The organism is Vibrio fluvialis, from assembly GCF_900460245.1.
In the GTDB taxonomy this organism is placed as follows: domain Bacteria; phylum Pseudomonadota; class Gammaproteobacteria; order Enterobacterales; family Vibrionaceae; genus Vibrio; species Vibrio fluvialis.
In genome coordinates, this window is the sequence record NZ_UHIP01000001.1 from 1,592,859 (window position 1) to 1,604,992 (window position 12,134).

10 protein-coding genes are annotated in these 12,134 nt (G+C 49.5%); 4 read left to right on the forward strand and 6 right to left on the reverse strand.

The features are described from left to right. The first annotated feature begins 89 nt into the window (after positions 1-89). From DYA43_RS07500 to DYA43_RS07510, 3 genes are read left to right on the forward strand one after another with little or no spacing between them, the layout of a single operon-like run. A complete protein-coding gene (locus DYA43_RS07500; RefSeq protein WP_020327417.1) occupies positions 90-722 on the forward strand; it encodes a DUF2760 domain-containing protein in 633 nt (210 codons plus the stop codon). Next, positions 722-2,638 carry an Hsp70 family protein gene (locus DYA43_RS07505; RefSeq protein ID WP_061056549.1) on the forward strand — a complete coding sequence of 639 codons (1,917 nt, stop codon included), beginning with the start codon at positions 722-724 and terminating at the stop codon, positions 2,636-2,638. Before DYA43_RS07500 ends, DYA43_RS07505 begins: the two co-directional genes overlap by 1 nt. A 55-nt stretch (positions 2,639-2,693) precedes the next feature. After that, on the forward strand, positions 2,694-5,516 hold the full coding sequence (locus tag DYA43_RS07510) for an Hsp70 family protein (protein WP_061056550.1): 2,823 nt from the start codon (positions 2,694-2,696) through the stop codon (positions 5,514-5,516). A 71-nt stretch (positions 5,517-5,587) separates the two neighbouring features. Here DYA43_RS07510 and DYA43_RS07515 read toward each other — a convergent pair whose 3' ends face one another. Continuing rightward, positions 5,588-6,730 carry a GGDEF domain-containing protein gene (locus tag DYA43_RS07515; protein WP_061056551.1) on the reverse strand — a complete coding sequence of 381 codons (1,143 nt, stop codon included), beginning with the start codon at positions 6,728-6,730 and terminating at the stop codon, positions 5,588-5,590. Between the two features lie 413 nt (positions 6,731-7,143). Between DYA43_RS07515 and DYA43_RS07520 the strand changes: the two genes are divergently transcribed. Then, positions 7,144-7,692 (forward strand): MSHA operon transcriptional regulator, encoded by a 549-nt coding sequence (locus tag DYA43_RS07520; protein ID WP_020432965.1) that lies wholly within the window; start codon positions 7,144-7,146, stop codon positions 7,690-7,692. On the opposite strand, the gene DYA43_RS07525 is transcribed toward DYA43_RS07520, so the two are convergent. The 5 genes from DYA43_RS07525 to DYA43_RS07545 form a co-directional block, all read right to left on the reverse strand. After that, the gene (locus DYA43_RS07525) at positions 7,693-9,030 is read right to left on the reverse strand and encodes a diguanylate cyclase domain-containing protein (protein WP_061056552.1); all 1,338 of its coding nucleotides are present in this window, start codon (positions 9,028-9,030) and stop codon (positions 7,693-7,695) included. Further along, complete coding sequence (locus DYA43_RS07530; protein WP_061056553.1) at positions 9,027-10,046, reverse strand: ABC transporter substrate-binding protein; 1,020 nt, start codon at positions 10,044-10,046, stop codon at positions 9,027-9,029. The genes DYA43_RS07525 and DYA43_RS07530 overlap by 4 nt, the downstream gene beginning before the upstream one ends. 186 nt (positions 10,047-10,232) lie before the next feature. Continuing rightward, positions 10,233-10,457, reverse strand: a complete 225-nt coding sequence (locus tag DYA43_RS07535) for a hypothetical protein (protein ID WP_020327425.1) — start codon at positions 10,455-10,457, stop codon at positions 10,233-10,235. Positions 10,458-10,627: 170 nt separating this feature from the next. Beyond that, on the reverse strand, positions 10,628-11,278 hold the full coding sequence (gene grxB, locus DYA43_RS07540; protein ID WP_061056554.1) for a glutaredoxin 2: 651 nt from the start codon (positions 11,276-11,278) through the stop codon (positions 10,628-10,630). 91 nt (positions 11,279-11,369) lie between these two features. Beyond that, on the reverse strand, positions 11,370-12,131 hold the full coding sequence (locus tag DYA43_RS07545) for a GNAT family N-acetyltransferase (protein ID WP_061056555.1): 762 nt from the start codon (positions 12,129-12,131) through the stop codon (positions 11,370-11,372). Between the last annotated feature and the right edge of the window lie 3 nt (positions 12,132-12,134).

A 12,134-nucleotide genomic window follows, 5' to 3' on the forward strand; every position in this document is an offset into this window, starting at 1 on the left:
CCGCCCTTATTTTTTGCTAAATTCTGACTATTCTGTGCAATGGATTTTACAACCGTTCATTGCCTACCTACATCTACAGAGATTTCATCATGAACTTCGATTTACATTTGATTCCAACAACCTTCGATATGCTTCATGCCGGTTTAGCTGCATCCAGCGTCCTTTTGCTGATCCTTGCGGTATCACGCAAGTCGAAAATCATCGAGAAAGTCGTAGAGAAGCCGGTTGAAAAAATCGTCGAAGTGGAAAAACCCGTCGAGAAGATCGTCGAAGTCGAAAAAATCGTTGAAGTCGAAAAAGTGATCGAAAAAGTGGTGGAAGTTGAATCCAAACTGGCCACGGCTTCTACTGACTCTGCGATGCAACTACTTTCCCTATTCCAACAGGAAGCACGCCTGATCGACTTCCTGAAAGAAGACGTCACTAGCTTCTCTGATGAAGAAGTGGGCGCAGCGGCACGCGTTATCCACGCTGGCGGCCAAAAAGTACTGAAAGAGTATGTGGCGCTGACTCCGGTTCGCAGCGAAGACGAAGAGTCTCGCATTACTATCGCGGAAGGCTTCAACCCACAAGAAGTTCGCCTGACAGGTAACGTTACTGGCAACGCACCGTTTACCGGCACACTGATCCACAAAGGCTGGAAAGCTGAATCAATGACACTGCCAAAACTGGCGGAAAACTACGATGCTTCGATTATTGCCCCTGCTGAGGTAGAGCTGTAATGGAACACAACACCACTCAAGCAACTTCTGAAACCACAGCGAAATACAGCGTAGGTATCGACTTGGGTACCACGCACTGCGTGTTGTCGTATGTCGATACACAAACCGAAGACGCACGTGTTGAAGTGATGGCGATTCCTCAAATGACGGCGCCGGGCACGGTCGAAGATCGCATGCAACTGGGCTCTTTCTTGTATCAGCCGCACGAACATGAAATGTCTACCAGTTCTCGTCGTCTGCCTTGGACTGACGAACCCAAAGCGCTGGTGGGTGCGATTGCACGTAATCTGGGTTCTAAAACGCCGATTCGTCTGATTGCCAGCGCAAAATCATGGCTGTGCCATGCTGGCGTGAACCGCCGCGACGCATTCCTGCCACAAGGCAGCCCGGAAGATGTTGAGAAAGTCTCTCCCCTGCGCGCGACCGAATTGTATCTGGAACATTTAAAAGATGCGTGGAATCACGCACACCCGCAGCATCCGCTGGCCGAACAAGAAGTCACCATCACGGTTCCGGCTTCATTTGACCCGGCTGCGCGCGATCTGACGGCAGAAGCGGCACGTAATGTGGGCTTTGTTCACCTGACGCTGCTGGAAGAACCTCAAGCGGCACTTTACAGCTGGATCGATAACAGCAACGACGAATGGCGCAACGAAGTCAATGTCGGTGATATTGTATTGGTGGTCGATATCGGCGGTGGTACCACTGACTTGTCTCTGGTGGAAGTCACCGAAGACGACGGCAACCTGACGCTCAATCGCATTGCCGTGGGCGAGCACATTCTGCTGGGCGGCGACAACATGGATTTGGCGCTGGCGTACCGTTTGAAGATGAAACTGGCACAGGAAGGCAAAGAGCTGCAACCTTGGCAAGTTCAAGCCATGACTCACGCTTGCCGTGACGCCAAAGAAGCGCTGCTGAGCGATTCGGAACTGCAATCGGTGCCGATCGTGGTGCCAAGTCGTGGCTCTAAACTGCTGGGCGCAACGCTGAAAACGGAACTGACCAAGCAGGAAGTTCAGCAAACACTGGTAGACGGTTTCTTCCCACAAGTGACCATCTCTGAGCATCCGGTCCAAAAACCGCGTGGTGCCCTGACTCAAATGGGTCTGCCTTATGCACAAGATGCGGGTATTACCCGTCACATTGCCGCGTTTTTGGCCAAACAAGCCAATGCACAAGGCCAAGCGGAAGCCGCACCATTTAATATGGCTGGCATTCCGGGTATGCCAGCACCAAGCATCGAATTCATCAAGCCTACCGCGATTTTGTTTAACGGTGGCGTACTCAAATCTGACCTGCTGGCGAATCGCCTGTTCACCACGATTAACCAATGGCTGACCAACTCAGACAGTCCGGTTGCGAAACGACTGACTGGTCTGGATTTGGATCTGGCAGTGGCCAGCGGTGCGGCTTACTACGGATCCGTTCGTCGTGGCCAAGGCGTGCGTATCCGCGGCGGTATCGCGTCGGCTTACTACGTGGGTATCGAAAGCGCAATGCCAGCGATTCCGGGTATGGCTCCTCCAATGGAAGCCCTGTGTGTGGCACCGTTTGGGATGGAAGAAGGCTCAAGCGTCAATGTCCCAAGTCAGGAGTTTGGCCTGATCATCGGCCAGCCAGTGCACTTCCAGTTCTTTGGTTCAACAGTTCGTCGTGACGATGTTGCCGGAACACACCTTGATTACTGGGCTCCAGAAGAGCTGGAAGAACTGCCAGAAATTCAGGTTACGCTACCAGTCTCAGAAGGTCGCCGTGAAGGCGAAGTGGTGCCGGTCACTCTGGCGTCACGTGTTACTGAACTAGGCACGTTGTATCTTGAAGCGATAGCCTCGGATAACGGTCAGAAATGGCACGTAGAATTTGATGTGCGCGAAGGCAGCAACGAGCAGCTTGCTCAGGAACACCATCACTAATTAAAACGGCACCTTTCGGGGTGCCGTTCCTCTATCCGCGAAGTCGAGGTTTATTATGACAACACCGCGCTTTCTGGTCGGGATCGATTTAGGGACGACCAACACCGTCGTCGCATTCTGTGAACTTAACGATGATCTCGAAAACGCTCCGGTTGAGCTGTTTCCTATTGACCAACTGATTGGTCCTGGTGAAGTGGTTCGTAAGCCGCTGCTGCCCTCTTTCCGTTACCATCCTGCGGCGGGACAGATCGCCGACAGCGACCTGACCTTACCGTGGGAACACCAACCAGTCGAAGGCGACCTGCCACAGGTGATCGTCGGACAGTGGGCGCGTGATTTGGGCGCGAAAGTGGAAGGCCGTCAGGTATCGAGTGCCAAAAGCTGGCTCTCGCACCAAGGCGTCGATCGCGAACAACCGATTCTGCCTTGGGCAGGTGCGGCCGACGTAGAGAAAGTCTCGCCAGTCATCGCCAGCGCCAGTTATCTCAATCACATCCGTCAGGCATGGAACCACCGCCATCCTGGCAACCGATTGGAAGATCAGGACGTGGTCGTGACGGTACCGGCATCGTTTGACGAAACGGCTCGAAAACTCACACTGGAAGCGGCACGTCTTGCAGGTTTGAACCGGATTGTGTTACTCGAAGAACCACAGGCAGTCTGCTATGACTGGTACGCCCGCCACAAAGAGAGCGCTTCTGAACAACTGGCCAGCTTGCCGTTGATTCTGGTGTGTGATGTCGGCGGCGGGACCACTGACCTGAGCTTGATTGAGGCTAAGTTCGAAAACGATCAACTGGCGCTGAACCGCATCGGAGTTGGCGAACATTTGATGCTCGGTGGTGATAACCTTGACCTCGCATTGGCTCACTTGGCGGAATCGCGCTTTAATCAGGGCAAAAAACTGACCGCTTCCGGCCTGACCAAATTGATCCAGCAAACTCGTCAGGCAAAAGAAAGCCTGCTATCCGGCGAGGCCCCGGAGACGGTGAAGATCACCATGCTAGGCAGTGGCTCTAAGCTACTGGGCGGCACCAAAAGTATTAGCCTCAGCAAAGAAGAAGTCCACCAAATCGCCTTGGATGGCTTTTTCCCGATTTCCGATTTCGGCCAATTGCCCGATAAACGCCGAAGCGCCGTAGTTGAATTTGGCCTGCCTTATGTGGCCGACCCTGCCGTGAGTAAACACGTGGCCGAGTTTTTGACTCAGCACCAGCAAGTCTCGCACGCCGCACTGCACTCGGAAGATTCAACCCAGCCTGCGATTCCTGTCGGCATTTTGTTGAACGGCGGTGTATTCAACAGTGATCTCATCACAGATCGTATGTTGTCTTTGTTAGGGCACTGGCGCGGTGACGCGGTCACTCAACTGGATAACCCACATCCGGACTGGTCGGTGGCGTTGGGCGCGGTTGCCTTTGGCAAAGCACGCCGTGGGGCTCAGCTCAAAATTGGCGGTGGCGCTGCCCGCTCCTATTTCCTGCATCTGCAGGAGAAAAATCGCATAGGCAAAGCACTGTGTCTGCTGGCGAAAGGAACAGAAGAAGGCCAGGAAATTCGCCTCACCAGTCGCCGTTTCTCCCTCACATTGGGTGAGCCGGTTCGCTTCAATCTGCTCACTTCGACGCACGATTCGCTCGCTGACAATATCGCGGTACAAAATGGTGTGTTGGTTGCCATTGATGCCGATAAGTTTCAGCCGTTGCCGCCATACATCACCACACTGCAAGGCGATGACACGGTGCAGTTGCACGCCAACCAAAAGCAGCGCGTTGAAGTTCTGCTCGCTTGCCAGTTAACGGAAGTCGGTACACTGAAAATAGAATGCGTGTCGGTGGAAGAGGAAAACAAACGCTGGTTGATGGAGTTTGAAGTCCGCCACGATGCACCCTCGCAAGGTAGCGCTGATTCAACTGAAAGCAAAGCCGATCCACGCTTAGAACAGGCGAAAGAGCTGATCATAAAAACCTACAGCGGCAACAAAGCCAGTGCCGAGTCTGGCGCTGTCAAAACCCTGAGTAAAGATCTCGACAAACTGTTAGGCAAACGTGATGAGTGGGATTTCTTCACGCTGCGTAGCCTGTTTGATTGCTTCGCGCAGGGACGTAAACGCCGCCGCCGCTCTGAACAACACGAGAAAAACTGGTTGCGCTTAGCAGGCTATACGCTACGCCCGGGCTTCGGTGATGCCACAGACTCTTGGCGCATTGAACAGATCTGGAGCCTCTATCAACAAGGGATCCAGTTTCAGAATCATCAAAGCTGGACTGACTGGTGGGTATTCTGGCGCCGTGTGGCGGGAGGATTGAACCAAGAACAGCAAGAAGCGATTCTGGCGGACATCGCCAAGTATCTGCATCCGGGCGCGTCACGCAACCCGAAATCCGCGAAAGAGGCCCAAGACAAAGGTTACGAAGCCATGGTGCGTTTGGCCGCTTCGCTGGAACATCTGGAAGTGGAAGATAAAATACTGTTGACCAGCTGGTTCATCAGTAAAGCCATTAACCACAACCAGTTTGAGCAGGCCCACTGGTGGGCCGTGGGTCGTCTTGCGGCTCGCACACCACTCTACGGTAGCGCGCATAATGTGATTGCTCGTGAACAAGCTCAACAGTGGCTGCCGAAACTGCTGGCGGAGAACTGGGCGAAGGAACCGATGATCGCTTTTGCCGCAGTGATGATCTGCCGTAAAACCGGTGACCGCGCGTTGGATATCTCCGACGATTGGCGCGATCAAGTTCTCGACAAACTCAAGCAGAGCAAAGTGCCGGAATCTTGGATTACTCTGGTGGCCGAAGTGTCCGAGCTGACCGAGAGTGAATCTAAGCGCGTGTTTGGGGACGCACTGCCAAGCGGCCTGACTCTTCTGCCGCACTAAACGCGAAAGAGCCAGCGATGCTGGCTCTTATTCTTTCTGCTGTCGACACGATATGCCACGAGCTGAGTCATTCACACCAACGAAACCAGGCGATTCCGCCCTTTGCCTTTCGCATCATACAAGGCAACGTCTGCCTGCTTGAGCGCCTGCTGAAGATGTTGGTCAGATTGTACTGACGCCATACCGATACTGACCGTCAGGTCGACATGTTGCCCACTGATCTCCATAGCGTGATTCGCCACTTCGTGATTAAAGCGCTCCAACTTAAAGCGCGTCTCTTCAACACTTCCGGCCAGCAGAACGACAAACTCTTCACCACCATAACGGGCAACGAGATCACGTCTGAAATGACGAAACATCAACTGTGCTATCGCCGTCAATGCGCGATCCCCTACGTCATGACCAAAGGTGTCATTCACCTGCTTAAAATGGTCAACGTCGATGATCGCAACCGTGTAGGCTTCTTTAGCATTGTTGAGCCGGTTCGCGGCCTGCTCCATAAAATGGCGGCGGTTGAAAATGCCGGTTAGTTCGTCATGTATCGAACGGTGGTAATGCCATTCAATTTCATCGTAAAAGAACAACGACAACATCGCACCCAGGCTCACAACCGTCAGCAAGTTTTGCCCCACGACCACCCCACTGAGGAAATAAACCGCTGATTGGAACTGGTGGAACAAAAACATCGGTAAGAAAACACAAACGCTGGACAGTAATAAACTGGTGGTCAGCAGCTTTTCACCACTGCTGGACTTTTTCATATGGCGGAATGCATACCAGGCACTGGTCAGATGCACCGCAGAATAGCTGACTGCCGCCAGATTAATCCGCCAATCAAAGTGCTCTGGGTACTGACGTAATAACCAAAGCTGAATGCAGGTGTAAGCAATAGTATGCGTAGCGGCGAAAGCCATTAATTTATTGGTGATGGGACGTCGAAACCAACTGATGACGCCAAACAGCAGCATATAAGTGACGGTTTGATAAAGGAAATTATTGCTCAATACCACAATTTCGATCGGTACCCAGCCTCGCATGGTGGTAGTCACAAATGCCAATGAAAACAACAAGAAATAAGCGGCAAACCAACCAGCTGCAGAAACCTTGTGGTGAGTCAGTTTACCTCTCAATAGCCAGAGGAAAATACAGGCAACCAAACTACAAATAATGTTGTTGAGTATGGTTGCAAACTTTAGAACATCAATATCCAGCAAGGTCTTTAAATTCCACTCATGACGGGATGTGCACTCCCGTTTATCTGTTTTGTTACATTTTATTGGTTGTTATACCGCATCCATCTGCGAGTTGACAACTAAGTTCCACCCTACTCAGGGCTTGCTCAAAGTGCGTAACTTTTACTTATCAACACGTTAATCATTAGGATTAAAAATCATCCAATTCTGACTCGCATTGAACCATAAAGGAAGTGTAGAATACGCGCCCTCGCTCAATTATTAATAACAATGATGACAGCAACATCAACAGAGCGAAAGTATATAAATAACGACTGCAACGTCTGTGCTGGGAAAAATAAACAACGGCTTTGTCTTAGCTCAAAATACTTGGGCTAAAAACGTTTTAATTTTTTAACTAGATTTTAGATTCACGTGTTGGGTTATTGCAGTCAATGAATCAAGACAAATTCATGCACATCTATCGTTTGCCGGGTTCCATTCAGATTCGTATTGCCAAATGGCAGGCGACATTTCGAGGAACGTCGGATCTCGTTCTGCACAACGCGCTATTAGTGCGTAATAAACAGTATCAGACGCCCGACTTTTTGCCTCGTGGATGGTGTTTAACGCCCTTCTCGGAAGATGAGATTTCGATTACCCATCATGGAAGTTATATTCAGACCACTATATTGACCATGCTGGATCGTAAAGTGGCGTATAAACGTGTCTATCTTTCGCGCTTAGCGCAGGAAAAAGCAGAACCTGCCCTACACGCATTCAAAGTAGAATGGATGCGCAAGTACAATCGTGTTGTAAAGAAATACAATCAGATCAAAAAGAAAGAGTTTCTGCGTCTGGCTCGCGAAGAAGAAGAAACGCTCTACCCGTCTATTCCTAAGGGCGAATTTGATAAGGTGCTGTGGAATCGCTTAGTTGTGACAGAGCTGGGGCCTGAGAAAAAGTTCAACAACCCTTATTTCGTCAGCAAAGCGGACTTTTAACTAGCCCAGCAGCGAGCTGTCGTTATTGCAGCTCGCCGGAAGAAGTGGACAAAAAAAACGATTGCCCCCCTCGAGCTTGGCCTTGTACATCGCTTCGTCAGCCAAGCTCAATAACGTCGCCATATCCTGGCTCTGGTCAGGATAGAGGCTGATACCGATACTCACGCCAACCGCTATCGGTTCTCCACTAATGGATATTGGCTGACTCAATCGCTCGATGAGCCGATCGGCTTTTGCGCCGATACCTTCAAAATCCTTAATCAGATTAAGACAGACGACGAATTCATCACCGCCAAGGCGACCACAAAAATCGGATTCACGAATATTCTGCTCCAACCGAGCAGCAAAGTTCATTAACACTTCATCCCCGGCATCGTGGCCTTTGGTATCGTTGATCTCTTTGAATTTATCCAAGTCGATAAACAGTACCGCCAGTTTCACCTCTGTACGGTTGGCGTGAACAATCGCATCATGCAGATGTTCTTTAAAAGCACGTCGATTCAACATTCCCGTTAATGGATCTTTCTCTGACAAGAAGCGCAATTGTTCTTTTTGCTGCTCAAGCTTCGCTGTTTGTCGTGAGACTTCCTGTTGCAGCTGTTCTCTCGTCACGATGGAACTTTGCAATGACTCTTTCATCTGATTGAAAAATTGAGCCAATGCGACGAACTCAGAATCTTGCTGATGGAGGGACAAGCGGCTATTGAGGTCGCCTTGCGCCAACTCGGCAATTCCTTGTTTCATGGTTGCGAACCCTGAGCGCACCCGTTTCAGGATCATAAACGCAATAGCCGCCACAATAATCGAGAAAAACAGCAGATGCAGAGCGCTGGTCATCAGGGACAAACGCTGACTCTCAGCACTTTTTTCCAACACCATTTTCTGCAGGTACAGCAGCTCTTCCGTCATATTTTGCACCAACATGTTGTAGCGTGAGTGCAGCAACTCGTTGGCTCCGACAAAGTCGCTGGACACCTTGCGGTGATCGTTCAACCCCAGCATACGTTCTTGCCGCAGCAACGCGGCCAGGCTACCGTTCATTCTGGCAAGGTTCTGAATAATGGGTTTAAATTCTGGTTTACTGGACAGTTTGGCCGACAAGTTTTGCTGCGCGATATAAACCTGCTCTAGACTATTTGCGTCATCATACTGGAGGAAAATCCAAAGCTGGCTGCGCAACATGTCTACACTACGCTGAATCTGCATGATCTGCGTTAATTCACGTTGGGTACTTTTCTGCTCCTGAGACAAGTTCCACAACGAATAGGCAATCAAAATCACCAACATTGAAGTGGCGACAAACAGTAATGTGAGCTTACGAGAAACAGAGTGAATCACTTGAATGAGACCTCCGTTTGCAATACCTGCTCCAGAGGCTCTGAGGCAAAGTAGCGCCGATAGTCAGGCAATTCACCTTTTACTAGTTTATTTTCGAGCGCCCAACGTGCCTGAAGCTGAATATTGGACAGCAACGCATTACCCAGAGACAGCCTGAACACATAATCCTGCCACGACCATTCCAACTGGTGTTCACGAATATTCAGAGAAGTGGCGACCCAATGGCGGGCTTGTTCCGGATTCGCATTCATCCACGCAATGGCTTGCTTGAGCGCTTCCAGAACTCTTATAGACTCCCCTTCATTCGAATCAATACGCTCTTTCATTGCCATCAGGTTAAACGACAAATTGTAGATGCCATGAATGCCGAGATTTTTGACTTTTGACGCAGAGGTCATCTCTGTGCGGTATCCCCAAGGTTCCCAAACAGAGATAGCATCGACACTAAAGCCATACAGGGCTTGATTAAGCTGATCAGGACTAAGGTACACTTTCTCCAGATTCAGATTTTTCAGGTTATGCGCCAGCAAAACGGAATCGAGATAGAACTCGCTTGAACTCGCTTTGACCACACCGACCCGCTTGCCACCCAAGTCTTCAATGCTTTTGATATTGCGATTATCCAAAGTCAGTAATTTCAGATCGTTGTCTGAACTGACAAAACTGGCCAACAGAACGAAATCATGCCGTTCAAAGCTCTTGAACATCACAACAGATTCAGACGCGGTAGCGAAGTCCACTGAACCATTAAATAATGAATCAGCGCACGCGACACCACCGCTGCAAGGCACCAGTGTCACATCGAGTCCCTGTTGCTGGAAGAATTTAAGTTTTGATGCAATAAAGAACGGAGACGAAAGCGGAGTTTGTGATACGGCAATGCGAATCGGTTTGGCTCCGATGACAGGCTGGGCTTCGTTTCCGCGCCAGATAAAAAGCGCAGACGCCAAAACAGCGAGCATCAATACTGCGCCCACCACTGCCAATCGAGTAAAGCCTCTCTGTTGGCTTCCCATCCACACCCTGCCGTTGTTGTTATCTGTCTAAATAGCAGTTTAGTTGGTTATTTTTGCTCTGGATGCAACAATAAACAACTATTCATCTAAGTGCTTAAAATCATTGATCTTAAAGCGGTGAAAATTATTCATCTTGTTGAATTAAAAACGAAAAAAGCCCCATATACCGAATGGGGCTCCATAATTTTAGTGTTGAGTATCTGACGGATTGTGTCCGAAATCGGCCTGTTTATAGATATCGGCCAGCGATTTGGGTTTGGATGAATGAGATTTACGATAGCGTTTGGGTTCGAACTCTTGTTCGACATGCTTTAACGTCTCTTCATGCTCTCTTGCTGATTGAACGAACTCAGGGTTAGACATCGCCTCTTGGCGCAGGCGGTTAACGCGTTCTAGTGTATCCCACAACATAGAAGACCTCCTTTACCACTGTTCATGCATACAGCATAGTTGTCTGATAAAGGAAGTCAAGAAAAACACTGTATACTCAAACAGTATTTTAAAGGATCTTGAGAAGGATCAACGACAGAGGAAAAAGAAGCGGCGAAATAAAATATCTGCTGCTACAATTACTTAGATCACTATACCGCGACTTCGTCATACAGTGGAATAGTCGTTAACGCAGTGATTTCATCCAGATACTGCCTTACTCGTTCAGGAAACTGAATACCTTTCACCACCGTCAGGTTGCGTAGCGTCGGGTACAGATTCACGTCATCGTAGCTGAGCTGGTTGCTTCGCTCTGAAGGCAATCGCAACCAATTTAGCTTGCTCAGCAAAACATTCATCGGTTCGAGAAAATCAGTCGTATTGGCGTAAGCTTGTTCAAAACTCATTCCAATCATGGCCGATTTATTCTTGGTGTACCACGCTTTCGCCTCTGGCAATTGAAACTCAGGTAAGTCGATCATCATCCAACGGGGATGCACTAACGGTCCGTTAAAAGGGGCGATTTGACGCTGCCAGTCCGAGATCTCATCGCCAAACTCGGCAACGGTTAAGCCTGGTTGTCCGTCCAACGCATCGAAGTATGCAGCGATATCAAGACTCTCAGCCATGTAACTGCCATCCGGCTTTTGTAAAATCGGGACCATATTGGCTCCCACCTTTGCAATACGTGCGTCGACATCGTGATTTTGCAGGTAGACCCATTCCACATCGATCTTTTTATATGCGGCAACCATCATCGCCTTAATGCAGTACGGGCAATGTTGAAAAACAAACAGTTTCATAACCTATCCTTAGCCAGTTGAATGGTTTCCAGTCTAGCAAGTCAATGGTAAAACTCAAATTAACCTTATGATTTATAATTAGAATCAATAATTAGACTTGAAATAGATAAGGCGTTGTTGTTGCGATCAGCTCAAATCCATATTTTTCGACAATCGGTCGGCTCATCGCTGAAGCATCAATAATCAAGTATTGTTTCCCAGCCAGCTTGGCGTCCCGAATCCGTTGTTTGAGCAGTGCCTGATAACAGCCGCGCCCCCGATACTCCGGCAACGTGCTTCCACCCCAAATTCCGGCAAACGGGCTGTCAGCATTAAACGTGATCCACGCAGAAGAGACCGGTTTACCATCCTGATACACAACATAAATTCTGATGGAAGCCGGATCTTGTCGTTTGGTTTCAATCAGGTGCAGCAACTGAGCCTGGCACGCTTCTCCGCGCAGTTCCTGTTTGACCCGCATCGCATCACGAATGCCCTCTTCATCGGTTACTTCCTCGCACAACATTTGGGGCTCCGGCAATTCACAACCTGCCAGATCGAGCGCCATGAAAGACTCTGGTTCTTCAGCAACAAACCCTTTCTGCAGTAGCATCACTCCGATATTCTCAGGCTGATCGCTATCGTAAGTTTTCCACTCGAAGCTTTTGCCAAGCCGGGTGAAAAATGCCACTTCTTTATCAATAGCTATGTTTGCCTGCTCTTCACTCAGCTCAAAGTACGCAATAAAACTGCCATCCATATCCGGCGACACCACTTTCACTACCTGAGTCGTGGCAAACTTCTCCCACCCCGGGATTTCATACTCTTTGCGCTCATATTGGTTGTATAGCGCCATCACTTCCTGTGTTTTCACGAA

Excerpts from the sequence above, each read along its gene's own strand:
- DYA43_RS07500 (WP_020327417.1), top strand. The coding sequence starts at position 90 with ATGAACTTCGATTTACATTTGATTCCAACAACCTTCGATATGCTTCAT.
- DYA43_RS07505 (WP_061056549.1), top strand. The coding sequence starts at position 722 with ATGGAACACAACACCACTCAAGCAACTTCTGAAACCACAGCGAAATAC.
- DYA43_RS07510 (WP_061056550.1), top strand. The coding sequence starts at position 2,694 with ATGACAACACCGCGCTTTCTGGTCGGGATCGATTTAGGGACGACCAAC.
- DYA43_RS07520 (WP_020432965.1), top strand. The coding sequence starts at position 7,144 with ATGAATCAAGACAAATTCATGCACATCTATCGTTTGCCGGGTTCCATT.
- DYA43_RS07530 (WP_061056553.1), bottom strand. The coding sequence starts at position 10,046 with ATGGGAAGCCAACAGAGAGGCTTTACTCGATTGGCAGTGGTGGGCGCA.
- DYA43_RS07535 (WP_020327425.1), bottom strand. The coding sequence starts at position 10,457 with ATGTTGTGGGATACACTAGAACGCGTTAACCGCCTGCGCCAAGAGGCG.
- grxB (WP_061056554.1), bottom strand. The coding sequence starts at position 11,278 with ATGAAACTGTTTGTTTTTCAACATTGCCCGTACTGCATTAAGGCGATG.